We start from the raw sequence: 25242 nt of genomic DNA on the forward strand, positions 1-25242 counted from the left end.
TTTCAGGATTAAAAAAGGTTTATAAAGATGAAGATTAGTGAAAATTGGTTACGCACATGGGTTAACCCGGCAATTGATAGTGAGACATTGTCTGATCAGTTAACTATGCTTGGTCTTGAAGTTGATGAACTTGCACCTGTTGCTAAGCCATTTACTGGCGTCGTGGTCGGCGAAGTTTTAACAGTTGAGCAGCATCCAGATGCAGATCGTTTGCGTGTAACGACAGTTAATATTGGTTCGGGCGAGCCTTTACAAATTGTTTGTGGGGCACCGAATGTTCGTGCTGGCATGAAAGCTCCAGTTGCGACGATTGGTGCTGTATTACCGGGTGATTTCAAAATCAAAAAAGGTAAACTTCGTGGAGTTGAGTCACAAGGCATGCTTTGTGGTGCTTCTGAAATTGATCTTGAAGATAAAATCGATGGTTTGCTTGAGTTACCTACCGATGCTCCAGTAGGGGTAAACATCCGTGAATACTTAAAACTCGATGATAATGTCATCGATATCAGTATTACACCAAACCGTGGTGACTGTTTCAGTATCCGTGGTATCGCTCGTGAGATTGCAGTAATTAACCAACTGCAAATGAATGAACTTGATATTAAATCAGTTGATGCGACAATTGCTGATGAGAAGAAAGTAGTGATCAGCACTGAAGGTGCTCCACGCTACTTAGGACGTGTAATTAAAAACGTTAATGTAAAAGCTGCTACACCTGAGTGGATGGAACAGGCTTTAGCTCGTTCAGGAATTCGCACGCACAGTATTTTGGTTGATGTGACGAACTATGTCCTTATGGAACTGGGTCAGCCAATGCATGCTTTCGATTTAGCTAAAATCGAAGGAACTGTACATGTGCGTCAAGCTCAGCCACAAGAAAAACTACAACTTCTTAATGATCAAGAAGTTGAGTTGCAAGAAGATATAATGGTGATTGCTGATGACCAGAAAGCTTTGGCAATTGCCGGAATTATGGGTGGTTTAGCATCAAGCGTAACTGATGACACAACTGACATTTTCCTAGAAAGTGCATTCTTCGCGCCACTTGCTATTGCTGGACGTGCTCGCCGTTTTGGCTTGCATACCGATTCTTCGCAACGTTATGAACGTGGTGTAGATTTTGAGTTGCCGTTAATTGCCATGAACCGTGCTTCGCAGCTTATTCAAGAGTTGGCAGGTGGTGAATTTGGTCCAATTACTGTGGCTGAAAAAACTGAAATTTTACCAAAGCGTGAAGCAATTGAACTGAAACAAGCTCAGGTAGACCAATTGTTGGGATATCAATTGACGGCTGATTTCATTGCAGATGCTTTAACTCGACTAGGGTGTGAAGTAACTGTTAAAGCTGAAGGTGAGTGGAATGTAGTACCTCCATCACATCGCTATGACATGGCTATTTATCAAGACTTAATTGAAGAAGTGGCACGTATTGATGGTTATGATAATATCCAAATTAGCTTACCAAGCATGGATGTTCAATTAGCTAAATATCAAGACCGATTTGAAATTGCAGAGTTACGCCAAACTATCGTCACTTTAGGTTATCAAGAAGCAATTAGTTTTAGCTTTGCTGATGCAAAACTTGAAAAGCAATTGAACCCGCAAGTAAACCCGTTAATGCTAGCAAATCCAATTTCAAGTGATTTGGCTGCGATGCGTAGTACTTTGCTTTCAAGTTTAATCCCTTGCGTACAATATAATCTCAACCGTCAACAAAGTCGTGTTCGTTTCTTTGAATTAGGACTTCGTTTTGATTATCAAAATGCTAAAAGTATTGAAGATCTAAAACAGATTCCAACTTTAGCTTTGGTTGCAGTAGGTTCACAACAACCTGAATCTTGGCATGTTAAGCCTCAGCCAATGGATTTCTTCGACTTCAAAGGAGAAATTGAAGAGATTTTAGCTGCTGGTCGTGTCAAAGTTGAATATGTACGTTCAGAGCGTGCATGGTTGCATCCAGGGCAGTCTGCTGAAATTTTAGTTGATGGGCAATCAATTGGTTACTTAGGCCGTCTGCATCCATCTTTAGAAAATGAGCTAGATTTAAGCACAACTTGGGTTGCTGAACTTAATCAAACAGCCGTTTTGCAATCTTATGTATCTAATTTTACAGAATTATCACGTTTTCCTTCGATTAGACGTGATATTGCGCTTTTAATCTCTGATAATATAAATGTTAGAGATATTCAGCAGTTAATCGAAAAAACTGGTGGAGAGCTTTTAGACTCTACATGGTTATTCGATGTGTATACGGGGCAGGGTGTCGAAGAAGGTAAGCGCTCATTGGCGTTTGCATTGTTATGGCAACATCCTTCACGTACGCTTGAAGATGCTGAAATTAAATCTGGTATGGACAATATAATCCAAGTGTTGGAAAACACTTATCAAGCGACATTGAGGGCCTCATGACAGCATTAACTAAAGCAGACATGGCTGATCATTTAAGTGAGTTAACCAGCTTAAATCGCCGTGAAGCAAAACAAATGGTCGAGTTGTTCTTCGACGAGATTAGCCAAGCGCTTATTGCAGGGGAGCAGGTTAAGCTTTCTGGTTTTGGTAATTTCGAATTAAGAGATAAACGCGAACGTCCAGGACGTAACCCTAAGACAGGTGAAGAAATTCCAATTTCAGCACGTAGGGTAGTGACCTTTAGAGCGGGTCAGAAGTTTAGACAACGCGTTGGAAATGAGCAGATCGATTGATCTGCTTTTTTTTATATTTTAAATAGCTTTATATAGTTTTAATTGGTGGCAATGTTGATAAATAAAAGAAATTAATATTGAGAACTCAAAATTTACACATAAAAAAAGAGGACAAAATGTCCTCTTTTTTATCTAATCTAAAATATAGATTAGTGTGCAGCAGAAGCAGGTGCAGAAGCAGCAGCTTCAGAAGCAGCAGGTGCAGAAGCAGCAGGTGCAGAAGCAGCAGCGGCAGCATCAACAGCTTGAGAAGCAGCAGTAGCAGCTTCAGAAGCAGCAGTAGCGGCAGTAGAAGCAGCAGCAGTAGCTTCAGAAGCAGCAGCAGCAGGAGCTTCTTCTTTCTTAGAACAACCAACGAAAGCTAAAGTAGCAGCAACGGCAGCGGCAACAGCAAATTTTTTGAATAACATGGCATCACTCTCACAAAAAAGATTTGAGATTAAAAAAACCTAAGTTGGACTGTTTTGCTTTTATTATTCCTAAAACGTAGCTAGGTAACAACGCATGGAGCAGTCTAACTGGTCTGCCGCTATGCTATCACTGCAAATGCTGAAATACTACTGTCGTCTATCAAAAAAACGTATGAAAAAGAGAAAAACAGACTGTTTTTTAACAGAAAAAAACAATTAATCAGCTCGTATATATTGGAAAAGGTAGAGGTAAGCTACTAAAAAAACTAAGCTTTTTTATGCAAAAATATTTATTATCAAAAGCTTATAAATAATTTTACATAAAAATCAGCAAAATGTATTTTTGTGTAAAGCTTGTCAACCAAATAAAAAACCACTCAAAGGAGTGGCTTTTTTGAAGGCTTAATTACTTAAGTTGAAGCTTTACGTTTCATTTGATCAAAGAAATCATCATTTGTTTTGGTTTCTTTCATGCGGTCAAGTAAGAATTCCATTGCTGCCAATTCATCCATAGGGTGAAGTAGCTTACGGAGGATCCATACTTTGCGTAATTTATCTTCATCCATTAAACGCTCTTCACGACGTGTGCCAGATTTTTTGATATTCATAGCAGGGAAGACACGTTTTTCAGCAATACGGCGATCAAGAGTAATTTCTTGGTTACCTGTACCTTTGAATTCTTCATAAATTACATCATCCATTTTACTGCCTGTTTCAATCAAAGCAGTCGAAATGATTGTAAGTGAACCACCTTCTTCGATATTACGTGCAGCACCGAAGAAACGTTTAGGACGCTCTAATGCATGAGCGTCTACACCACCAGTTAACACTTTGCCTGATGACGGAATAACAGTGTTGTAAGCACGTGCAAGGCGGGTAATAGAGTCAAGAAGAATCACAACATCTTTTTTATGTTCAACAAGACGTTTAGCTTTTTCAATTACCATTTCTGCAACTTGTACATGGCGAGCCGGTGCTTCATCAAATGTTGAGGCAATAACTTCACCGCGAACAGTCCGCTCCATTTCGGTTACTTCTTCTGGACGTTCGTCAATTAATAGAACAATCAAGAATACTTCTGGATTGTTTCTAACAATCGATTGAGCAATATTTTGAAGTAACATTGTTTTACCCGCTTTCGGCGGTGCAACAATAATAGAGCGTTGGCCTTTACCAATTGGAGCAACTAAATCAACGACACGAGCAGTTAAGTCTTCTGTCGTACCATTACCTAATTCCATAACCAATTGTTCGGTCGGGAAAAGGGGAGTTAAGTTTTCAAATAAAATTTTATTTCGAGAATTTTCTGGCGTGTCATAGTTAATCTGGTTAACTTTGAGCAACGCAAAATAACGCTCACCTTCTTTTGGAGGGCGAATAGTACCTGTGATGGTATCACCTGTACGCAAGTTAAAGCGTCGGATCTGTGAAGGACTCACATAAATATCATCCGGACCTGCTAAATACGAACCTGCGGCAGAACGCAAAAAACCAAAACCATCAGAGAGAATTTCGAGAACGCCGTCACCAAAAATTTCTTCGCCATTCATTGCATGGCGTTTCAAAATGGCAAAAATAATATCTTGCTTTCTGTTACGAGCCATACCTTCCAGGCCCATAAATTCAGCAATTTTAATTAGTTCGCCGATTGGTTTTTTCTTGAGTTCAGTTAAATTCATAAGGGTCAGAATTAGGAAAGAGTAGAGTGTGGTTTAAAAAGGAGAAAAATCGCTCGCATACAAAAAAGATTATCGCAATTGTATTTACACAATAACAATTCAGAAGTCTGATTAATTGTTTCGAAGAGAAATGTGAAAAAACAATTTCTGTTGCCGAGTGGCGATCTTTATGTTTGTGTCTTGTAAGAAGCCGGACGAAGATGATTCCCTTCAGTGCCTCTTGAGCATGCAATATAAGCCAGCCTAGCAAATTTGTCAATTTATAGGCGAAAAAAATACGCTATAAAAAAGTATAGCGTATTTTCTTTTTTAGCATTTTGACTTAAACGTTTTCATCAATAAAGCTAACAAGTTTAGAGCGAGGTACAGCACCAATTTGTTGAGCTACAACTTCACCATTTTTGAAAAGTAGTAAAGCAGGAATGTTACGGATGTTGTATTTCACTGCTGTATCTTCGCAAGAAGTCACATCAACTTTAACAATTTTTACTTTACCAGCATATTCACTTGATAGGTCTTCAAGAACAGGTGCGATCGCTTTACAAGGTGCACACCATCCTGCCCAAAAGTCAACAAGTACAGGGGTTTCAGCATCTAAAACATCTGCTTGGAAGTTATCATCAGTTGTATTTACAATAGTCGCAGACATGGTACGGCTCCAATTTTTAGAAAAAAGTGCTATTACAGGAGAAATTATCTCTATCAGTATTACATAGCTACTTAGTTCAATGTAAGGGTTTGATGCTATTATTCAAGGCTTAACTAAATTTGTCTAATGGATGCTCACGATATTCATCATCGACTTGTACAATCAACTAATAAATAGAAAAATTTAAATCACAGCTAATTGTTGATGAAAATGGCTTTTCAATTGCATTCTTGTGAATTACTCTAGGCGTGAATTGTTATGGGTTTAGTTCAATAATGTCTGATTTTCTGATTGATGAAGAATTACTTGCCGCCATAGATATGGGGTCGAACAGTTTTCACCTTGCAATTGCACGGGTAGATCATGGCGAAGTTAAAAAAGTTGCTTCGATGTCAGAAAAAGTACAGCTCGCAGCTGGTTTAGATGAGAATAAAAACCTAACAGAAGCCGCTCAGCAACGAGGCTTAGCCTGCTTGGCTCGTTTTGTAGGGAGATTAAGTTCTGTTCAACCAAATCGCTTACGAATTGTGGCGACCAATGCTTTGCGTCAGGCAAAAAATGGCCATGAATTTATTCAAAAAGCAGCAGAAATTTTGCCTAAACCTATTGAAATTATTGCTGGGCGAGAAGAAGCACGTCTGATTTATCTTGGCGTATCGCATACCATGGCAAATGGTGGTCGACGTTTAGTTGTAGATATTGGTGGTGGTTCTACTGAGTTCATTATTGGTGAAGAGTTTGAACCTATTTACACTGAGTCATTGCAAATGGGATGCGTGGCTTATACAAAAGCTTACTTTGCCGATGGCGAAATCACACAAAAAGCCTTTGATAAAGCAGTAGTTGCTGCCCGTAAAGAACTTTCAGCTATTGCAACAACGTATAAAATGGAAGGTTGGGATACTGTCGTTGGTTCTAGTGGAACGATTAAAGCTTGCCGCCAAATTATGGTAAATATGGGCTTGAGTGATGAACAAGAAAACGTCACTCGAGAAGGCTTATATAAACTCAAAGATAAATTACTTAAGTTTAAAAATATTTCTGAAATTGATTTTGAAGGGTTAAGAGAAGACCGACGAGCAGTTTTGCCAGCCGGATTGGCAATTTTGTACGCAGTTTTCGAAGTTTTAGAAATTGATCGTTTGGCATATTCTGATGGGGCATTACGTGAAGGAGTCATGTATGACCTATTAGGTCGTTTTAAACATGAAGATATCCGTGATCGTAGTGTACAGGCTTTGATGGGGCGTTATAACGCAGATCCAAAACAAGCAGAACGGGTTGTAAATACAGCACAGCAATTATTTGATGGTGTTGCGGAATCTCTTAATTTAACCAGTGAAGACAGTGACTTACTGCGTCGAGCTGCCTATTTGCACGAAATTGGTTTGGCGATTAGTCATGGTGGGTATCACCGTCATGGTGCTTATTTATTGCAGCATTCCGATATTCCGGGCTTCTCACAAATTGATCAAAATCACCTTTCACATTTGGTCGCTCACCACCGTCGTAAATTGCGAAATGATGTAAAAAATGAAATTTTGAAGGCTGGTGGTCATAAATTACTTTATCTATGTTTATTACTTCGCCTAGCAGTTTTACTCAACCATAGTCGAAGTGATCAGATGCTTCCTGCCATTGAACTGACCATCATAAATGATCAACAATGGCAACTTAGTGTTTCTGGTGATGCCAAACAATGGCCATTGTTAGTTGCCGACTTGCATGATGAGCAAGAGCAGTTTAAGCATTGGGACATTGAATTGAATATTCAGTCGGAAAAATTTATCGATTAAAGGGATAATATTCGACCTATGAAAAAAGCTACTCAGTCCAAAGCGTGGACAACGGTTCAAATTGCACGTCATCCTGATCGTCCGCAGTTTCTAGATTATGTCGGTGAAATCTTTACAGAGTTTGATGCCTTGCATGGTGATCGTTTGTTTGGTGACGATGGTGCGATGGTAGGTGGTCTTGCTCGTTTTGATGGTCAACCTGTGATGGTTATTGGCCAACACCGTGGTCGTAGTACCCGTGAAAAATTAAAGCACAACTTCGGTATGGCTAACCCAGAAGGTTACCGTAAATCTCAACGCCTATTAGATATGGCAGAGCGCTTTAACCTTCCGGTCTTCACATTTATTGATACTATGGGTGCTTATCCAGGTGTTGGTGCTGAAGAGCGTGGACAAGCTGAAGCAATTGCAACTAGCCTTGCTCAACTTTCAAGTTTGAAAGTTCCTGTTGTTGCAACAGTACTCGGTGAGGGCGGTTCTGGTGGTGCTCTAGGTATTGGTGTTGCTGACCGAGTAATCATGTTGTCGCATAGTATTTATTCTGTGATTTCACCAGAGGGCTGTGCATCTATTTTGTGGAAAACTGCTGAAAAAGCGGCTCAAGCAAGTGAAGCTTTAGGTTTGACTGCAGATAAATTACAATCTCTAGGTATTGTTGAATATGTAGTAGATGAAGGCGAGGGGGCTCATTTAGACCCTGAGCAAGTCATGCAAAACCTAAAAGTAGTTTTGAAGCAAGCTTTGGATGAGTTGCTACCAATGGATGCAAATGAACGATGCGAAGCACGTTATCAACGTTTAATGAAGTTTGGCAGCGAAAATTTAGGCATTGCGTCTTAAAACAGGCTCAAAAGTTTTCAGAAAATAGTACTTTTCTTATTGGATGTAGTGGCGGCATGGATTCAATGCTGCTACTACATTTGATGTCTCAAATTTTCCCTCATAAGATCCGAATAATTTACATAGATCATCAACTGCAATCAAAAAGCGCAGAGTGGGGCGAACTCGTTGCTAAACAAGCGACTCATTTAAATATTCCTTATACCATTCAAAAAGTTCAAGTTACTGACGGTAATTTGGAAGCTCAAGCACGTCAGGCGCGTTATCACGCTTATCTACAACATTTGCAAGCCAATGAAATTTTAGTGCTCGCTCATCATCAGCAAGATCAGGCTGAAACGGTAATATTGCGTTTATTGTCGGGTGCAGGTGTTGATGGGCTTGCTGCTATGCAGTCTATTGATCATCGTGTTGATATGACAATTTGGCGCCCTTTTTTGGATTTAACCCGTGAGCAGATTGCCGAGTGGACTACTCAACTTGAGATTGAGTATGTAGATGATCCTACAAATTACGATATCCATTATGACCGGGCATGGTCGCGTGAAGAACTTTGGCCCTTCTTACAAAACCGATTTCCAAAAATGCAGCAAGCTCTTAGTCGTACTAGCTATTTGATGCAAGATGCTTCTGAAATTTTAGAAGAAGTTTTAAAAGTTGATTTGCAAAATTGTGGTACGGACGAATGTTTGGACTTAAATCAGCTATTAAAACTATCTTCTGCCCGTCAGCGTCAATTGCTTTCGGTTTGGATGAAAGGTGATGGGCAATATCGACCTGCATTTGAAATGGTTGAGCGTTTAAAAAATGAAGTAATTGATTCAAAATCTGATGCGCAAGCGGCCTTACACTGGAACCAGTTTTACTATGTCCGTTATCAATATCATCTTTATAGGTTGAGTCGACAAGTTTTTCTTGCTGAAAAATTAAACCCAGTTGAAACCGAGATGGAGCATTATTTTCAACTAGGGGAAATAGTGGAATGCGCTTCAGGATATTTTCAAATTACTCAAAAAAATATGGGTTTGTCTGCATCTTTATTAAATAAAAAATTAAAAATTATTCGACGCCAAGGTGGTGAAAAGGTCCATTTATATGGTCGTGTTGGGCAATGGCCACTAAAAAAAGCAATTCAAGAAGCACATATTTTGCCTTGGCTTCGTCATACAATTCAAATATTAGTCATAGATAATGTTATGCTTGGGGTTTTTACACCGAAAGGATTTTGGTTGGCTCAGTCTCCGTATTGTGAGCAAGGAGGATGGCAACCAGATTTAATTTCTTATTCTTGTAATCTGGTAAATGGCGAAGATGGTTATGACAAGTGCAGTAAATAGTAATATCTGTTTTATTGGTGGTGGTAATATGGCCCAAGCTTTGATTGGTGGGCTCATTTCAAGAGGTTTACCGCCAACACGTATTACCGTTTCAGATCCTGTTGAGCAAATACGTCAATTATTGCAAGAAAAAGAAGTCCATGTGACACAAGATAATGTAGCTGCAATTAAAAATGCTGATGTCGTTGTACTGGCAGTAAAACCACAAGTTTTGGCGACTGTTTTACGTCCTCTAAAAGGACTGTTATCAGATAAATTGGTTATTTCAATTATTGCTGGTGCTGAAATCCAAACGATATCAAACTTAATTGATAGCAATCGAATTGTTCGAGTTATGCCAAATACGCCAGCTCTAGTTCAGACGGGTGCACATGGTATCTATGCAAATGATGTAGTAGGTACTTCGGATCGTGAATTAACAAGTCAGATTTTAGCAGCCACAGGCTTAACAATTTGGGTAAACTCCGAAGCTCAAATTGATGCGGTAACAGCGGTTTCTGGCTCAGGTCCTGCATATTTCTTCTATCTCATGGAAAGTATGATCCGTGCGGGTAAAAATTTAGGACTTGATGAAAAAGTTGCAACTGCGTTGACTCTTCAAACGGCATTAGGTGCAGCTCAAATGGCAATTACGAGTTCAAATACTCCTTCTGAACTTCGTAAGAATGTGACATCGCCAAATGGCACAACTCAAGCTGCACTTGAAGTTTTTGACCGTGCACAAATCTCCCAAAATATTCAATCTGCATTGGCTGCTGCACAGAAGCGTAGTCAAGAATTGGCTCAAGAATTGAGTGACAGTGCGAAATAGCTTAAATAGGATAAGACAACTATGGGTGCAAATTCTGCGCTAATTTTTGGAATTTTAATTAATGTCGCGATTTTATTGGTCTTTTTCCGTTTTTTAATGCAATTGGCGGCAGTAAGTCCTTATAATCCTGTGGTTTTATCGACCGTAAAGGCGACTAAAATTGTTGATATTTTTGGCCGAATTTTTCCGACGGTCGCAAAAGGCCGATTTAATTTGGCTGCGTTGGTTCTTTTAATTATTTTATATTTGCTGAAAATTTTTGGCGTGATGTATCTTTCTGGTTCTATGCCAAATAGTCCGGTTCATTTAGTGATTCTGACATTTGTGACGATGATTCAGGACCTGATCCGTTTCTGCCGTTATTTAATTTTCGCGACAATTATTTTGAGTTGGGTGGTTATGTTCACTCAATCGCGTTCACCTTATATTGAAGTGATTCAAGATTTAGCTGAACCATTACTCGCGCCATTCCGTCGTTTGTTGCCTAATATGGGAATGATTGACTTATCTCCAATTTTGGCGTTTTTAGCGCTTTATATTGCCGAGATCTTAATGAATGAAGTTGCAAAAGTTCTTTTAACGGGACTTTAAGTTAACGCAAAAAAAGGGCTGTTAATACAGCCCTTTTTTATTTCTACTAATTAATGGGCATCATCCCAGTTTTGCCCTTGCCCAACTTCAACAACTAAAGGCACAGAAATTTTTACTACAGATTCCATGACAGTCGCGATTTGCTTAGAGAGCTCCTCGGCAATGTTTTGATCTGCTTCAAACACTAATTCATCGTGTACTTGAAGAAGTAACTTGGCTTGATCTTTTGGCAAGATTTTATCGACTTCAATCATTGCAAGTTTAATGATATCAGCGGCACTACCTTGTAACGGTGCATTAATTGCAGCACGTTCGGCAGCCTTACGTACCATTACATTTCGTGCATCAATATCTGGTGTATAAAGACGACGACCTAAAATAGTTTCAACAAAACCTTGCTCTGATGCAACTTGACGTGTGCGTTGCATATATTCATAGATGCCAGGATAGCGTTGGAAATATTGCTTAATATAGTTTTGCGATTCTTGACGTGTAAAGCCTAATTGACGAATTAAACCAAACTCAGACATACCATACAGTAGACCAAAGTTAACTGCTTTCGCTTGACGACGTTGATCATTGGTCACATCTTCGATATCAATGCCCAATACTTCGGCAGCAGTACGACGGTGAACGTCTTGTCCATGCTGGAATGCGTGTACTAATGCTTCATCTTGAGAAAAATGAGCCATTAAACGTAATTCAATTTGCGAGTAATCGGCAGCCAATAGTACTCGGCCTTCTGGCGCAATGAATGCTTTACGAATTTGACGCCCAATTTGTCTACGAATTGGAATATTTTGTAAGTTAGGATCTGAAGAGGAGAGGCGACCTGTTGCTGTGAGCGCTTGGTGATAACTCGTATGTACACGATGCGTGTCGTTATGAGATTGCTCAACTAGTCGATCAGTATAGGTACTTTTCAGCTTTGCTAAACCGCGATGCTCTAGAATAATTTCCGCTAAAGGATGTTCAATTTTTTCTAAAACACTTTCACTGGTGCTGTATTGTCCAGTTGCAGTTTTTTTACCGCCTTTGATTCCTAATTTATCAAATAGTATTTCGCCTACTTGTTTAGGAGATGCAATATTAAAAGTTTCATCTGCAATTTCCATCGCCTGGTTTTCAAGCCCTTCCATCGTTTTTGCAAATTCAACGCTTAATTTATCTAAGAAGGCATGATCTAGACGAATACCATCTTCTTCCATACCCGATAAAATACGGGCAACTGGCATTTCGATGTTATATAAAATATTTTCTAGCTCAGGAAATGGCTTAAGTTTGTTTGAAAGCACTTCATACAAACGATAAGTCACATGAGCATCTTCTGCAGCATAGTGAGCAGCAACTTCAATCTCAATTTGATTAAACGTTTTTTGTTTAGCACCCTTACCAGCAATTTGTTCAAAAGTGGTGGTTAAGTGGCTTAAGTAGACACGAGCTACGTCATCCATGCCGTGACGAGTGGCTGCTGCATTCAATACATAAGATGCAAGCATGCTATCGAAATACCAGCCTTTAAGTTCTATGCCATGATTGGCAAAGATATGGGCATCATATTTAAGGTGATGCCCAATTTTTTTAACTGCTTCATTTTCTAGCACAGGCTTAATTTGAACCAGAATTTGATCACGATCCAGTTGCTGCGGCGCATTTTCATAATTATGCGCTAATGGAACATAGTAGGCATCTTTCGCATCAAATGCAATTGAAAAACCAACCATCTCTGCAATACGGTAATCAAGGCTTGTAGTTTCTGTATCAATAGCAAAATGATCGGCATTTTGCATGCGTTGCCAGAGCTGATCCCATGCTTCTTGGGTTAAAACAGTATGATAATTTGCAGTTCCAAGCTGGTCATCTTGACTAGTTAAGCTTGCTTGATCTTCGGTTTCTATAGATTCAGCAGGTTTAACTTCATTTTGCACAATAGTCTGTGAAGCTTGTTGTTTATAGCTTGAGCTATTTGGATTGTTTGGATGATCAAGTGACTGTAACTGATTTCTAAATTCAAGCTCAGTATACAAATTACGTAGAGCTTCTACGTTTGGATCAGTAAGCTTTAACTCATGCCAGTCGAGTTCTAAAGGAAGATCACAAACAATGCTAGCTAACTGGTGGTCAAGCTTAATATTGTCTAAGTTATCTTTAATATTTTGGCTAAGTTTGCCTTTAAGTTGGTCTGCATTGGCAATAATATTGTCTAAAGTGCCATATTCAGTTAGTAACTTAGCTGCTGTTTTTGCACCTACGCCAGGTACACCCATGATACCATCAGACGCATCGCCCATAAGGGTTAAGTAATCGATAATTTGATTTGGCCAAACACCAAATTTTTCAAATACCCCGTCGGTATCCATGACACGATCTTTAAAGCTATCTTCAAGTTTTACATGATCATTGACGAGCTGAGCCATGTCTTTATCTCCAGTTGAGATAAGTACATGATGGCCTTCGAGTACGGCACGTTTAGCGAGTGTACCGATAATGTCATCTGCCTCAGCGCCAGGAAGACTGTATAAAGGAATTCCCTGAGCTTTAATCAATGCATGCAAATATGGAATCTGTTGAGATAACTCTTCCGGCATGGTTGGGCGATCACCTTTATAAATAGGTGAAAGCTTGTGACGAAAAGTTGGCTCAGGCGTATCAAAAATGACGGCCATATGTGTTGGTTGCATACGGCGCATTAATTTTTGAATGGCAGAAATTGCCCCACGTATTGCATTGGTATGTAACCCTGTAGAGGTCGTCAATGGTGGTAATGCATGATATGCACGAAATAAAAAATAGGACCCATCAACCAAGACAAATGGTGGCATTGAACAATTCCTTAATTTGAATTACGGGTATTTTACGTGAAAACGGCTATGAATGCAGGTTTATGATTTTTGCAGTATTTTGTATGTATAAATATACGCTTGTATTGGCTTGAAGTAAGATGACCTGTAATGAAGGTGTCATATTGCTAAGCCCATGTATAAAAAAGACAAACAGGGAATGATCATTGTTTTGATCGCTTTGACTTTGTTTTTAGCCATTTCAATTGGTTTTAAATTTCAGAGTGCCGTTGTTGCTTTATCTATTGCACTTACTGTCATTCTAGTTCAATTACTGTCAAATCTACATGAGCGTTTAACTCATTTAGAACAGCAGTTTTCTCAGCAGAAAACGCCACTTTATTCTATTCACATGCAAAGAACAGTGATTTATGCAGCCGCCTTGGTTGCATTAGTTGCTTATATCAATCATTGGATGTGGATTGCTGGCGGGGCTTTACTAGTTTTATTGCTATGTTTGATTCAAACCATCAGTGCATTTCATACTCGACTATTATACCTCGAGTCTGCAAAACAAACTGTTCATGTAAATGAGACCATACAAACAGAAGTTATAAATCCTGTAATAGAACAAGTTAGTTCCAATAATACAGACACGCTAGTCCCAACGGAAACGGCACCTTTAAATCAAACAGAACAACCAGCTCATCTACAAACCGCATGGTGGCAACCAGCCGTGGATTGGATGATTCATGGCAATCCAATCTTAAGAGTTGCTGTTGCTGTGCTTATGGTTGGGGTGGTGTTGCTATTACGTTTTGCAAGCGAGCATTGGCAACTTAGTTTAGGTGTGAAGCTTGGATTTATTGCGATTGCTGGAGGTGTGTTAACGGCATTTGGGTATACATTGCAAAAGAAAAATCAGCTGTTTGCTGTGGCATTGCAAGGTGTCGGGCTGGCTGTTGTATTCCTGACACTTGTGTTCTCACATCATTTTGGTGTAATTGCCAACCTAACTACAGCGAGTATTCTGTTTACGATTTTATTAGCTATTACGGTATTCCTGAGCTTAAAACAACAAGCTATTTATTTGGCAATATTAGCACTTGGTATGGCTTATGCGGCTCCTTTAGTTATTCCGCAATATCGCCCTGATGTAACCTTCCTATTTAGCTACTATTTAGTAATTAACTTAGCAGTTGCTGCGGTTAATTTTATTCAGCCTTGGAAAATCTTAAATCAAATTGCTTTCTTTGCCACAATGTTTATTGGTGGTAGTGCAATCGCATTTTATGCAGAACCCGCAAAATTTAATACATTAGACTGGATTTTGTGGTGCCATATAGCGCTGTTTATTTGGCTTAGTGTCCGTTATAGCCAAAATATATCTCGGACGTCAGTAAGTGAAAAACAAGAAGGCATTCGTTTACCTCCGCTCTTAGATGTTGGTCTTATTTTTAGTGTGCCAGTACTGGGCTTTACCCTTCATGCCTACTTAGTACATGAGTCTACACAAGCATTGACGATTGGTGCAGCCGTCTTGGCGGGTACCTATGCAGTATTAACTTTCTGGATTAAAAAAACTCATCCTCAGCTTTCGGTCCTTGCAAAAAGCTTTTTCATTCTCGCGGTTGCATTTTTTGCCTTAATTTTCCCGCTTGCAAAAGGTGCACATTGGACAGCAATTGGTTGGGTTGCTCAAGGTACGGCTTTAATTGTGTGGGGAGTAACTGAGCGCTACCGTTTAAGCCGATATATTGGTGTAGTTTTAGTTTTACTTAGCTCTATTGCACTGTTTTATCAAGTGTGGGCAAATGAAGAGTTCCCAACGCTAAGCACAAGCATCTATGCAATTGCTCAATTTATTTCTGCCTTTTATTTATTGCAATACAACAGTAAAGAGCAACGCTATTTTAGCGCAAGTATGTTTAGTGGCATTTTCTTGTGTTTAGGGATGTATGCGGGTGCTGTATCTGGTGTAGAAATAATGGCATGTCATCATGCTTTGAGTCCATATTTGATGTTCGCCGTAGTTCTAATCGCAATATTTAGCGCAGTCGTTCACTATAAACTTCGTGTGCAATGGCAAAGTTTGCAGTTAATTTTAATTAGCCTGTTACTGTTGTTAATTTTGGGCGAAGCCTTTGCGAGTCAAGTGTTTACGTTGTTTAAATGGGTAGACTCATTACAACAAGCTACTTTCCTAGTCGCTACCATTATTCTAAGTGCCTTATTTCTTATGGCTCAACCGCAGTCGGATGAGTCTGGGTACTTAAATGTCTGGGCTGGTTTAAGCTGGTTGGCGTTAGCAGTAGTTGGTTTGGCGATCTTTCCAAAAATGCCAGTTGTTGCTCTGGCTTTTATCCCTGTGGTTTATTCGCTTTGGACGTATAAGGCTCATAAAACTACATTGTTGCATCAAATTCCGGTTTGGTGTTTAAGCTTAATTTGGTTGCTAGTTGTGAGCATTGATCGCCACTCTGCTGAGTACCTTTATTTTGTTCCTTTATTTAACTTAACTGATTTTCTTTCTATTGTAGTATTTGCAGGTCTGCTCTTTATTATTTATCAACATGCTTTTGATCAAGATAAATCACTAGAGTGGACTTTTAAAATTACAACAATTTTAGCTGGGTTATTGGTATTCAGTAGTGTGGTCGTTAGGGGCATACATCATTACTGGGGGACACCACTATGGAGCTTAGCAATTTGGACGAATGGTGAAGTGCAGTTAAGTCTGACATTGCTTTGGGTCATTTTGGCATTTGTATTAACTACATTCTCAAGCCGTAAAATGATTCGTCAACTCTGGTTTGTAGGTGCTGCACTTTTAGGTATTGTGGTATTAAAGTTGATTTTGCTTGATCTATCACAAAGTGCGACATTAACCCGAGTCATTTCGTTTATTGGAGCAGGTGGAGTAATGTTAATTATTGCTTATCTTGCGCCATTACCCCCGTCGTCTACCGCGCAGAAGAATCAAGAGCCTAAGCTTTAGGCTCTCGTTTTAATTCTTTTTGATTGCTATATTGATCGATATCGTCTTCAGCAAAACCGGTAGACGGCCGATCAATCAAGCCCATTTTAGGAACAGGAATTTCAATTCGGTTATCTAAGAATCCATTTCGGATTCGTTCTTGCATTTCATCTCGAACTTTTAAAGAGTTCTCTTGTCTACACCACATTGTGAATAAAAGCTCAATTGATGATTCCCTGAATGCGGTAACCGTAACTGCAGGTTTGGGATCATCCAGTACAAGTGGATAATGGGCTGCTACATTCAGTAAAACCTCACGTACTTTAATAATATCTTCGTGAAAGTTGATTGCGAGCGTAATTGGGATACGTCGTATCGGATATTTAGACAAGTTGTGTACAGGCGCACGAATGAGTTGTTCGTTCGGTAAACGAATATAGACATTGTCGAGTGTAAGTAATTTTACCGAAAGTAAATCAATTGAGATGACTTCGCCTTCAATTGTATTACCACGAATGAGAGTAATTTGGATCGTATCACCGACTTCAAATGAACCTTCACCAATCAAAAATAAACCACTAATCAAGTTACTGGCAGATGTTTGCGATGCAAAACCGAGTGCTACAGTTAAAATCCCTGCTGCACCGAGGAATACACTAAGTTTGAACCCAGCTTCTTTCAAACTCGTCATGATGAAGAGTAAAAAAATAAAATAAAAAATACCACGGCGCCATACAAGGCGTTGGTGAGCATTAAAACGTGAGCCAATGGTTCTAATAAACGTATTCGAAATAATACGAGCAAGAACAAAGCCAATGAAACACAGTACAACAGCGACTAAAATTTCACTAATACGTTCGGTATTGATATTGGTAAATATGCTTTTGAGGCTATCAGCGATATCTTTTGGAATATTTGAATCGGCCATATAAACCTCTTAAAAGAATGAATCAAACATATTGAATAATGCTCCACCAGGTGAACGTGGTGGGTGAACATAGGTCACTTCACCAGCAAGAGGTGGCGTACGATTTTCAATACGAATACGTGCCGGACGATCAGAACCCTCATAATAAACTTTAATTTGAGAAGTCCATAAACGACCAGTACTTTCACTATAAAAAAGAGGAAGGGCGGTAACTGGCACATTCATACGATCAAAGCGTAATTGATGATTACTGGTGTTGTGAAAGTCAATTGGAGTAACAGCACGGAAAGCGCGTGGTGTTAATAGATTCAAATCAGTACGGCCATCCACGGAAGTGGCATAACAGATTTCACCTTGCTGTGCATTAGGACCAAACCACGTATCTTTAGGCTGAATCACGGGAATCTCAAACAAAGGTTCATGCTGACTTTCAACTAAGCCTGCAATCCATAATGGTGTGCTGATATATAGAGTCCCACGTTGACCTGCTGGAATATAAATAGGATCGACAGGTTTAATAACCACAGAACGATCTGCCAGACGTGGCATCAGTAAAAATTCTGGGTTGGTCTTTCGAAACATGTATCGTTCTACTTGAACCGTATGCGGAAAGGCAAAATGTGGATCGGCAATTGGGTGCCAATCTTGTTCATTATCGTCTTGGAGAGACGGACGATAATATTCGATGCGCCATTCTTTTATGCCACGTGTTAAACGGAAGAGCATTGAACCGAATTGCCATGCTTTGGACTGGTTAATTTCAAAGTGCTGTTCACCCCACCATTTTAAAGAATTCTGGGGGCGAGGCTGATATTCATTATTTTCAAACAAGACGCAAAATTCCTCTACCGAGTTGTTAAACAGACTTCACGCTGTAATCTGCTTAGAGTACACTCAAAATCATCTTACTCATCATTATAAATTGTGATGCAAATATTGAAACAAATACAAGTTCCATATAGTTTTGCCAAGCGTCATGGTGTTTTATTTCGTTATGACGGTGATCAGGTATTTATTATTAGACGTCAAAACACTGAAAAAATTGCATTGCAGGAAGCAAGACGTATCTTGGGTAAGCCAGCTCATTATCAATTATGTACTGAACAAGAATTTAATACACTCTTAAGTACGAGTTATGCAGGTGATACAGGGGAATCACAACAAGTTGCAGCTGGTTTAGAAGACCATCCGGATTTATTGAGTTTGGCCGACCAGGTTCCCGAAACAGAAGATTTGATGGATCAGGAAGATGATGCTCCAATTGTTCGTCTGATTAATGCACTACTTTCAGAGGCAATTCGAGTAGGGGCTTCTGATATTCACATTGAAGCTTTCGAAAAGAAATTATCTGTACGATTACGTGTAGATGGCCAATTACGTGAAGTTGTACAGCCGCGCCGTGAGTTGGCACCGTTACTGGTTTCGCGTATTAAAGTTATGGCAAAACTCGATATTGCAGAAAAGCGAGTGCCACAAGATGGACGTATTTCTTTACGCCTTGCTGGCCGAGAAGTAGATGTGCGTGTTTCCACTTTACCATCTTCACATGGTGAAAGGGTTGTAATGCGTTTGCTCGATAAGCAAGCTGGTCGACTTAATATGATTCATTTGGGATTAATGGCAAATGACTATGAACGTTTAACTCAGTTAGTACATCGTCCTCATGGTATTATTTTGGTCACAGGGCCTACAGGTTCGGGGAAAACAACGACTTTATATGCAGCTCTATCTGATCTAAATGATAATACGCGGAACATCTTAACTGCCGAAGATCCGATTGAATATCAACTTGAAGGCATTGGTCAAACACAAGTGAATACCAAAGTGGATATGACGTTTGCTCGTGCTTTAAAGGCAATGTTACGTCAAGATCCAGATGTGGTGATGGTAGGTGAGATTCGTGATTTGGAAACGGCTGAAATTGCAGTACAAGCATCGTTAACTGGACATTTGGTTTTATCGACACTACATACCAATACTGCTATTGGTGCGGTTACTCGACTTAAAGATATGGGGATTGAACCCTTCTTATTATCAAGCTCTTTAATTGGGGTGATTGCTCAACGTTTGGTTCGTACTTTATGTCCACATTGTATGACATGGCGTGAAGCCGATACTTTTGAGAAACAGGTTTTTCAACATATTCATAATGAACCATTGTTGCAGTTACCTGAAGCCAAAGGCTGCGATCATTGCTCTCATTTAGGCTTTAATGGACGTACAGCCATTTATGAAATTGTACCAGTTGATGAACCGATGCGCCGTCTCATTCATGGTAATGCGGCTGAATATGAATTAGAAAATCATGCTCGTGAGTATTCAGGTTCTATTCGTGATGATGGTCTGCGTAAAGTACTCGCAGGTAAAACGACACTTGAGGAAGTACTTCGAGTAACCAATGAAGCAAGCGAAGTATAATTTGTAGCATACAATTAAAAATGCCCGATATGATTCGGGCATTTTTAATAATAAAACTTATTCAGTCACAATATTAAAAGTCACATCAATATTGCCGCGAGTTGCATTTGAATATGGGCAAACAATATGAGCTGCTGCAACTAATTTTTCAGCTTCTTCACGGTCCATACCCACTAAGTAAACATTTAAAGTTACTTCGATGCTAAAACCTGTAGGAATTGGACCAATACCTACTTCACCTTCTACGTAAGCATCTTTACTAATATTAAATTTATCGCGGTTTGCAACAAATTTTAAAGCGCCTAAAAAGCATGCTGAATAGCCAGCTGCAAATAATTGCTCAGGATTTGTTACGGCACCACCAGCGCCACCCATTTCTTTAGGTACGCCAAGTTGTACATCTAATACACCGTCAGATGAAGTTGCGCGGCCATCACGACCACCGGTTGCTTTAGCTTTTGCACGATAAACAACTTTTTCTAATGACATCGTTTTTATTCCTAAAATAAATTGAATACAAATATATCGTACACGACTTAATTATTTTGACAAGTATATTTTTTGAAAAAATTGCTGTTTATTTAACTAGGTTTGTACGGAGTTTGGTAAGTTGATCTTTCAAGCCTAATAGTGTTGTCATGTTACATGAACTTGCTTCTAGTACGCCTGCGGGAATATCCAATGCTTGATCTTTTAATTTTTTTCCTTCATCGCTAAGTGTAATAATCACTTGTCTCTCGTCTTGAGTTGAGCGGGTACGATGAAGCAAATGCAGGGCTTCTAACTTTTTCAAGATAGGAGTGAGAGTGGATGATTCTAAAAAAAGTTTGTTGCCAATTTCTGAAACAGTCACTTCATCCTGTTCCCACAAGACTAACATCACTAAATATTGGGGATAGGTAAGCCCCAAAGGCGCGAGAAGTTTTCTGTAGAGTTGATTAAGCGCTAAATTTGTTGAATAAATGAGGAAACATAATTGATTCTCAAGCTTTAAGTTTTGACAGTCTTGGTCCATATATTCCTCAAAGAAACTCATATTGCTTTTGTAGTATATCGCGTTCTATTCAGTTTCTTAAATGTTCATAAGAATAGGTTATGAATAAAGTAAATTAAGAGACATAAAAAATGGAATAATTAATCCAATTATTCCATAAGATAAAAATATTTTAGATAAAATTATCTACCACAGATCTGCAATTTTTTTCATTAAACGCGCACGATATTTGGCGGTAGGATTATTTGCATTGCGTTGTTGCTCTTGTTCATAAAAATCTTGCCATGCGGTAATCATTTCAAGCGTTGTTCCTTGTTTTTTAATCATAGAAACATCTGCTGGCTGAATATTTTCTAAACGTTGTCTTGCGCCTTCTGCACCCGTTCCCCATCCAATGATTCTCTGGCCAAATGCAGGCAAAGGAATATCTTTAGGAGTGGAGGGAAGAATATCTGATTTGAGCTGTGCCGTTGGTGAAACGAAATAATTCGTTGTCCCAAACTCAGCATAACAATGAATATTTGTCCCCAAGCAAAAAATGCTAAATAAGTATTTCCACATGAATAATTAAACTTTTAATAATGAATCAATTTACGGTGAGTCATCAGAGGCATTGAAGAGCGGACGAGTTCTTGTGCTGTTAAATCAAAGGGTACAGTGATTAAACCACTCCCTTCATATCCAATCATACTTAAAATTTGGCCACGACTATCTGTTGCCCCAGAGTGTCCCCAGGTTTGTCGTTTTTCACCATGCCAGCCCTGTTGTGCTGCGCCTAAAACATAACATTGGCTATCCATTGCCCGAGCCTGTAGCAAAAGCTGCCAGTGCATTTGTCCAGTTGTATAGGTAAACGCAGCAGGAGCAGTAAGAATATGAGCGCCTTGTTGTCTCAGAGTTAGAGCAAGCTCTGGAAAACGTAAGTCATAACATACCATTAAGCCAATATTGCCAAAAGGGGTAGATGTGACTACTACGTCTGTTCCAGGTTCAAAGAAACGAGACTCTTGATAACCACCGACAGCATCACCCACTTGTACATCAAATAAATGGATCTTGTCATAACGTGCTTCTGTACGCTCAGGGCTAATACAAAGACTAACCGTCCTGACTCGACCATCTTGAATGGTAGATCCATCTGGACGAAATGGACATGGTAAGGTACCGGCCACAATCCAGATTTGATATTGATGTGCTAGTTTCTCAAGCCGTTGTTGAATAGACTCAAATTGCTCAGCTGTTTCGCGTTGTTTTCCAGCAGCAAAACATACAAAGTTTTCAGGGAAAACAATCAGGCTAGCATTTTGCGCCTTACTTTGTTGAATCAACGACTCTATGACTTGAAAATTATTTTCAATATCATCTTGAGAGTTCATTTGAGCAACAGAAATAAGGGTCATATTCTAATAATCCGGCTTAATGATTAAAGTCAGGCATTTTGCTTATCTGATACCTGTTCAAGCGTATCTTGTTCTTTCTGTAACTGCTTCACAAGTGGCTCAAACATGTTCTGATTGTTTGCATTGAGTTTCATCAATGTCTTATGTGCATCCAGAACTGTTCTTAGCATTGCATTATGAGTGATCTGTTCATCAGTTAACGTTAATGTGCAAACGTTAGGATCGCCACAGTAATTCAAAATGACAAAAACCTGCCCTAGCCCCATACTGTTGGCTAAGGTTGTGATATCTGGATTGGTAGATAGCATCACAGCTTGAATATGATGAGTTTGTTTAAGCTTTAAACCTAGCTTAGCCAGGATGCCTAACACCGTACTATCAATAAATGTTGTTTGGGTTAAATCAACGATTGCACCAACAACATTCTCTTGCTGTTCAATTCTGTTTAAAAGTTTGTCTAGACTTATACAAGAATGGGCTCGCACTTCACCAATAAGTTTGAAAATATGCGTTCCATTTAAACTTGCATATTCAACATGACCTGTTGACATATAAATGCCATTTTCAGAGAAGGATAGAAAAATTATCACATAGTGCCATCGCAGACTCAAGAGTCCTTAAGTCGTATATTATGTAATTAATTGATTCGTAAATTAATTCATTCGACAAAGACTGAAGATGGCAATGTCATCAGCCACATGATCGGGTGCTTGGAATGATTGATTTTGCAAATGATGAACCAATTGTTGGAACTGATCATTTAAGCCGCCATCAAAAGGTTCAAGGGCCCCATCTGAGCAAACAATGAAGCGTGCTTGGTGGTTTAATGTACAAACATGCTCTTCAACTTCGAGTTCATCAGTCAAGCCTAATGGGAAGCTACTTGTTGTTAGAATTTTGGGAGCTTGATTAGGTTCAAAAATGATAGGAGGAGGGTAGTGTCCGGCACTTGACCAGCGAAGCGTATGTGTTTCAAGGTTTAAAATACCAACTACAATTGTAATGTGTTTTTCAATATTTTCTTGAACCAACATTCCATTTAATTTTTTTATTAATTGTCTTGGTGTTTTAGAGCGACCATGGAAAGCTGCCATCCAAGATGTTAATAAGCTGCTAGTTACACCATGTCCTGAAACATCGGCAAGATAGAATAAAACTTCCTTATCATTTAATTTCCAGTAGTCATACCAATCACCAGAAAGATAAGCTGAAGGCTGAAAGAAAGTTTCAACTTCATAATTTAATAAATCAATTGGATTAGGCAATAGTCTTTTTTGTAGTTCAGCAGCTGAAGGTAAATCACGACTATCTTGGTTGCGTTTATATTGAGCATCGATTCTTGATAATGCTTTATTTAAATCATTAGGTAGTTGATTCCATACCCAACCTGCAAGAGCACCCGCTTCCCAAGCTTGAGCTAAAGCGCTACCTTCATGTTCAAAAGCAATGACAATCGTTGGTAAATTCCATTTATATGTAAGGAAATCTTGTACATCTGCTATTGCAATGATGGTTGGATCATATAAATCTAAATCATCTATGTTAATGACTTGTAAGCCTGGCAGTTTATCCAAAGCTTGCTCTAAATAAGGGATAGAGCGTGTCGGTTTAATAAAATACATAGAAGAGATGGTAGTCCTTTTATATGATCACTTTATTCATCATAGAGTATGTATGATCAAAATCAAGGTATTGCCGAACTCTTAATCCAAGCAATACCTTGATTTCATCTTTTAAGGGTTTTGATTGTCATCTGGCGTGTCTTCTGAATCATCATCAATGAAAGATACATCAGCTGAGTCGCCCTTTTTCTCTGCAATTTGGAATGCTTTACGTTGGAGATATAAGTCTCGAATCATGGCGTATTGATCACCTTGTAAGGTCTGATCTAGATCCAGATATTGAGCGCGCGTATCAACCGCTTGTAACATATTACTTGACCAATAAAGACCATCTTGATCATCCATAACATATTTCTGTGGACGTGCTTGGGCATCTACTGCTAAACCAAAACCATCACGTAAGGTACTTGGACCGAAAAAAGGCAACATCAGGAATGGGCCAGAAGGAACACCATAGTAACCGAGAGTTACACCAAAATTCTCTTCTTCCGTCGGTAAACCTAAACGGCTGGCAGGGTCAGCTAAACCAAGAGTCGTTAATGTATTAATTGTAAAGCGACCTAGGGTTTTTGCCGCACGACCAGGGCGACCTTGAATAAGCTGGTTAACAGCATTCCAAGGTTCTCCAAGATTTTTACGGAACTGACGATAAGAACCACGGACATCTTCTGGAGTCTTTTCTCTATATTGCACAGCAACTGGGCGTAAAAAATTTCGATCCAACATGTCGTTAAATGAGTAAATTGGACGATTTAATGATTGTAATGGGTCTTTTACAGGATCTGGTTGTGCTGCATTCGCATTAATTTTTAAATCTTTAACTTTAATATTTTTTAAATCTTTAATAATTTGTGAGCGCGTATGAGTCGGTGCTGTTTCTTCTAATGAGCTAGCATCAGAAGATTCACTTATCGTATTTTCTTGAGCATATAGAGAGGTACAAACACCTACAGATAATACGCTTAGTAAAATTAAATTAGAATAATTCATATAATTCCTTAACCGCCAGCCAGGCTAATACTTAAATGTGCAGTTGGGTGGAGATATGTTTTAATACAAAATTGATAACCTATTATCAATGTAAAATTGATCAAATAATATAGATAAAATGCTAAAAAGCTTAAAAAGTATCCAGTTGATGATATTGATTTAAAAAAAGGGTTGCAAAGGGGATGAGATGGTCTATAATGCACATCCATCGGCGGTGATGCAGATAGAAACTTGTTGAAAAACAGTTACTTGTGATTAGGTTGATTGCTTTAAGTGATGAATTTGATGATAAGTTGGTTTGAGAGATAAGTTTTAAAA

23 protein-coding genes are annotated in these 25242 nt (G+C 39.1%); 10 read left to right on the forward strand and 13 right to left on the reverse strand.

What is annotated here, in order from left to right; genetic code table 11:
* Positions 1 to 27 precede the first annotated feature (27 nt).
* Together pheT and JGE69_RS13860 are read left to right on the forward strand one after the other, a co-directional pair.
* Positions 28 to 2409 (forward strand): phenylalanine--tRNA ligase subunit beta, encoded by a 2382-nt coding sequence (gene pheT, locus JGE69_RS13855; RefSeq protein ID WP_199113612.1) that lies wholly within the window; start codon positions 28 to 30, stop codon positions 2407 to 2409.
* Positions 2406 to 2702, forward strand: a complete 297-nt coding sequence (locus JGE69_RS13860; protein WP_000126166.1) for an integration host factor subunit alpha — start codon at positions 2406 to 2408, stop codon at positions 2700 to 2702. Before pheT ends, JGE69_RS13860 begins: the two co-directional genes overlap by 4 nt.
* A 149-nt stretch (positions 2703 to 2851) precedes the next feature.
* On the opposite strand, the gene JGE69_RS13865 is transcribed toward JGE69_RS13860, so the two are convergent.
* Complete coding sequence (locus JGE69_RS13865) at positions 2852 to 3112, reverse strand: hypothetical protein (protein ID WP_060465335.1); 261 nt, start codon at positions 3110 to 3112, stop codon at positions 2852 to 2854.
* Between the two features lie 94 nt (positions 3113 to 3206).
* On the opposite strand from JGE69_RS13865, the gene JGE69_RS13870 reads away from it, so the two are divergent.
* A complete protein-coding gene (locus JGE69_RS13870) occupies positions 3207 to 3332 on the forward strand; it encodes a hypothetical protein (RefSeq protein ID WP_002117184.1) in 126 nt (41 codons plus the stop codon).
* A 190-nt stretch (positions 3333 to 3522) separates the two neighbouring features.
* On the opposite strand, the gene rho is transcribed toward JGE69_RS13870, so the two are convergent.
* Positions 3523 to 4791: a transcription termination factor Rho gene (gene rho / locus JGE69_RS13875; RefSeq protein WP_002117304.1), complete on the reverse strand. Its 1269-nt coding sequence runs from the start codon at positions 4789 to 4791 to the stop codon at positions 3523 to 3525.
* Between the two features lie 322 nt (positions 4792 to 5113).
* Positions 5114 to 5440, reverse strand: coding sequence for a thioredoxin (gene trxA / locus JGE69_RS13880; RefSeq protein ID WP_002054512.1), 327 nt, complete (start codon positions 5438 to 5440; stop codon positions 5114 to 5116).
* A 275-nt stretch (positions 5441 to 5715) separates the two neighbouring features.
* Here trxA and ppx point away from each other — a divergent pair, with 275 nt between their 5' ends.
* The 5 genes from ppx to JGE69_RS13905 are packed head-to-tail and all read left to right on the forward strand — an operon-like array spanning position 5716 to position 10815.
* A complete protein-coding gene (gene ppx, locus JGE69_RS13885) occupies positions 5716 to 7236 on the forward strand; it encodes an exopolyphosphatase (protein ID WP_033849270.1) in 1521 nt (506 codons plus the stop codon).
* Positions 7237 to 7254: 18 nt separating this feature from the next.
* Positions 7255 to 8076, forward strand: a complete 822-nt coding sequence (locus tag JGE69_RS13890) for an acetyl-CoA carboxylase carboxyltransferase subunit alpha (protein WP_005066304.1) — start codon at positions 7255 to 7257, stop codon at positions 8074 to 8076.
* The gene (gene tilS, locus JGE69_RS13895) at positions 8013 to 9413 is read left to right on the forward strand and encodes a tRNA lysidine(34) synthetase TilS (protein ID WP_082188438.1); all 1401 of its coding nucleotides are present in this window, start codon (positions 8013 to 8015) and stop codon (positions 9411 to 9413) included. Before JGE69_RS13890 ends, tilS begins: the two co-directional genes overlap by 64 nt.
* Positions 9388 to 10224 carry a pyrroline-5-carboxylate reductase gene (gene proC / locus JGE69_RS13900; RefSeq protein ID WP_005804294.1) on the forward strand — a complete coding sequence of 279 codons (837 nt, stop codon included), beginning with the start codon at positions 9388 to 9390 and terminating at the stop codon, positions 10222 to 10224. Before tilS ends, proC begins: the two co-directional genes overlap by 26 nt.
* 21 nt (positions 10225 to 10245) lie before the next feature.
* On the forward strand, positions 10246 to 10815 hold the full coding sequence (locus JGE69_RS13905) for a YggT family protein (protein WP_000501183.1): 570 nt from the start codon (positions 10246 to 10248) through the stop codon (positions 10813 to 10815).
* 50 nt (positions 10816 to 10865) lie between these two features.
* Here JGE69_RS13905 and polA read toward each other — a convergent pair whose 3' ends face one another.
* Positions 10866 to 13637, reverse strand: coding sequence for a DNA polymerase I (gene polA / locus JGE69_RS13910; RefSeq protein WP_199113610.1), 2772 nt, complete (start codon positions 13635 to 13637; stop codon positions 10866 to 10868).
* Positions 13638 to 13791: 154 nt separating this feature from the next.
* Between polA and JGE69_RS13915 the strand changes: the two genes are divergently transcribed.
* Positions 13792 to 16593, forward strand: a complete 2802-nt coding sequence (locus tag JGE69_RS13915; protein ID WP_199113608.1) for a DUF2339 domain-containing protein — start codon at positions 13792 to 13794, stop codon at positions 16591 to 16593.
* On the opposite strand, the gene JGE69_RS13920 is transcribed toward JGE69_RS13915, so the two are convergent.
* Both JGE69_RS13920 and JGE69_RS13925 read right to left on the reverse strand, forming a co-directional pair.
* Positions 16583 to 17500 carry a mechanosensitive ion channel family protein gene (locus tag JGE69_RS13920; RefSeq protein ID WP_005066312.1) on the reverse strand — a complete coding sequence of 306 codons (918 nt, stop codon included), beginning with the start codon at positions 17498 to 17500 and terminating at the stop codon, positions 16583 to 16585. The genes JGE69_RS13915 and JGE69_RS13920 overlap by 11 nt on opposite strands.
* A gap of 9 nt (positions 17501 to 17509) precedes the next feature.
* A complete protein-coding gene (locus JGE69_RS13925) occupies positions 17510 to 18331 on the reverse strand; it encodes a hypothetical protein (protein ID WP_002117309.1) in 822 nt (273 codons plus the stop codon).
* A 96-nt stretch (positions 18332 to 18427) separates the two neighbouring features.
* Here JGE69_RS13925 and gspE point away from each other — a divergent pair, with 96 nt between their 5' ends.
* Complete coding sequence (gspE, locus tag JGE69_RS13930; protein ID WP_199113607.1) at positions 18428 to 19918, forward strand: type II secretion system ATPase GspE; 1491 nt, start codon at positions 18428 to 18430, stop codon at positions 19916 to 19918.
* 57 nt (positions 19919 to 19975) lie between these two features.
* On the opposite strand, the gene JGE69_RS13935 is transcribed toward gspE, so the two are convergent.
* The 7 genes from JGE69_RS13935 to JGE69_RS13965 form a co-directional block, all read right to left on the reverse strand.
* Positions 19976 to 20407 (reverse strand): organic hydroperoxide resistance protein, encoded by a 432-nt coding sequence (locus JGE69_RS13935; protein ID WP_107880781.1) that lies wholly within the window; start codon positions 20405 to 20407, stop codon positions 19976 to 19978.
* An 88-nt stretch (positions 20408 to 20495) separates the two neighbouring features.
* Positions 20496 to 20933, reverse strand: a complete 438-nt coding sequence (locus JGE69_RS13940) for a MarR family winged helix-turn-helix transcriptional regulator (protein WP_199113605.1) — start codon at positions 20931 to 20933, stop codon at positions 20496 to 20498.
* A gap of 165 nt (positions 20934 to 21098) precedes the next feature.
* Entirely contained in the window at positions 21099 to 21473 is a 375-nt protein-coding gene (locus JGE69_RS13945; RefSeq protein ID WP_199113603.1) for a DUF4951 domain-containing protein, read from the reverse strand.
* Positions 21474 to 21487: 14 nt separating this feature from the next.
* Positions 21488 to 22312, reverse strand: coding sequence for a carbon-nitrogen hydrolase family protein (locus tag JGE69_RS13950; protein WP_005066320.1), 825 nt, complete (start codon positions 22310 to 22312; stop codon positions 21488 to 21490).
* Positions 22313 to 22341: 29 nt separating this feature from the next.
* A complete protein-coding gene (gigB, locus tag JGE69_RS13955; protein ID WP_002117273.1) occupies positions 22342 to 22863 on the reverse strand; it encodes an anti-anti-sigma factor GigB in 522 nt (173 codons plus the stop codon).
* 102 nt (positions 22864 to 22965) lie between these two features.
* On the reverse strand, positions 22966 to 23934 hold the full coding sequence (gene gigA / locus JGE69_RS13960) for an RsbU family protein phosphatase GigA (protein WP_199113601.1): 969 nt from the start codon (positions 23932 to 23934) through the stop codon (positions 22966 to 22968).
* Between the two features lie 111 nt (positions 23935 to 24045).
* Positions 24046 to 24924, reverse strand: a complete 879-nt coding sequence (locus JGE69_RS13965) for a VacJ family lipoprotein (RefSeq protein ID WP_057069876.1) — start codon at positions 24922 to 24924, stop codon at positions 24046 to 24048.
* Positions 24925 to 25242: the final 318 nt, after the last annotated feature.

Origin of the sequence: Acinetobacter sp. C13 (genome assembly GCF_016809775.1) — a bacterium.
GTDB classification, from domain to species: Bacteria; Pseudomonadota; Gammaproteobacteria; order Pseudomonadales; family Moraxellaceae; genus Acinetobacter; species Acinetobacter pittii.

Excerpts from the sequence above, each read along its gene's own strand:
- JGE69_RS13945 (WP_199113603.1), bottom strand. The coding sequence starts at position 21,473 with ATGTGGAAATACTTATTTAGCATTTTTTGCTTGGGGACAAATATTCAT.
- JGE69_RS13890 (WP_005066304.1), top strand. The coding sequence starts at position 7,255 with ATGAAAAAAGCTACTCAGTCCAAAGCGTGGACAACGGTTCAAATTGCA.
- ppx (WP_033849270.1), top strand. The coding sequence starts at position 5,716 with ATGTCTGATTTTCTGATTGATGAAGAATTACTTGCCGCCATAGATATG.
- proC (WP_005804294.1), top strand. The coding sequence starts at position 9,388 with ATGGTTATGACAAGTGCAGTAAATAGTAATATCTGTTTTATTGGTGGT.
- gigA (WP_199113601.1), bottom strand. The coding sequence starts at position 23,934 with ATGTATTTTATTAAACCGACACGCTCTATCCCTTATTTAGAGCAAGCT.
- JGE69_RS13965 (WP_057069876.1), bottom strand. The coding sequence starts at position 24,924 with ATGAATTATTCTAATTTAATTTTACTAAGCGTATTATCTGTAGGTGTT.
- JGE69_RS13865 (WP_060465335.1), bottom strand. The coding sequence starts at position 3,112 with ATGTTATTCAAAAAATTTGCTGTTGCCGCTGCCGTTGCTGCTACTTTA.
- gspE (WP_199113607.1), top strand. The coding sequence starts at position 18,428 with ATGCAAATATTGAAACAAATACAAGTTCCATATAGTTTTGCCAAGCGT.
- JGE69_RS13920 (WP_005066312.1), bottom strand. The coding sequence starts at position 17,500 with ATGGCCGATTCAAATATTCCAAAAGATATCGCTGATAGCCTCAAAAGC.
- JGE69_RS13905 (WP_000501183.1), top strand. The coding sequence starts at position 10,246 with ATGGGTGCAAATTCTGCGCTAATTTTTGGAATTTTAATTAATGTCGCG.
- JGE69_RS13860 (WP_000126166.1), top strand. The coding sequence starts at position 2,406 with ATGACAGCATTAACTAAAGCAGACATGGCTGATCATTTAAGTGAGTTA.
- JGE69_RS13870 (WP_002117184.1), top strand. The coding sequence starts at position 3,207 with ATGGAGCAGTCTAACTGGTCTGCCGCTATGCTATCACTGCAAATGCTG.
- JGE69_RS13950 (WP_005066320.1), bottom strand. The coding sequence starts at position 22,312 with ATGACCCTTATTTCTGTTGCTCAAATGAACTCTCAAGATGATATTGAA.
- JGE69_RS13935 (WP_107880781.1), bottom strand. The coding sequence starts at position 20,407 with ATGTCATTAGAAAAAGTTGTTTATCGTGCAAAAGCTAAAGCAACCGGT.
- pheT (WP_199113612.1), top strand. The coding sequence starts at position 28 with ATGAAGATTAGTGAAAATTGGTTACGCACATGGGTTAACCCGGCAATT.
- JGE69_RS13915 (WP_199113608.1), top strand. The coding sequence starts at position 13,792 with ATGTATAAAAAAGACAAACAGGGAATGATCATTGTTTTGATCGCTTTG.
- rho (WP_002117304.1), bottom strand. The coding sequence starts at position 4,791 with ATGAATTTAACTGAACTCAAGAAAAAACCAATCGGCGAACTAATTAAA.
- JGE69_RS13940 (WP_199113605.1), bottom strand. The coding sequence starts at position 20,933 with ATGGACCAAGACTGTCAAAACTTAAAGCTTGAGAATCAATTATGTTTC.
- polA (WP_199113610.1), bottom strand. The coding sequence starts at position 13,637 with ATGCCACCATTTGTCTTGGTTGATGGGTCCTATTTTTTATTTCGTGCA.
- trxA (WP_002054512.1), bottom strand. The coding sequence starts at position 5,440 with ATGTCTGCGACTATTGTAAATACAACTGATGATAACTTCCAAGCAGAT.
- tilS (WP_082188438.1), top strand. The coding sequence starts at position 8,013 with ATGCGAAGCACGTTATCAACGTTTAATGAAGTTTGGCAGCGAAAATTT.
- gigB (WP_002117273.1), bottom strand. The coding sequence starts at position 22,863 with ATGTCAACAGGTCATGTTGAATATGCAAGTTTAAATGGAACGCATATT.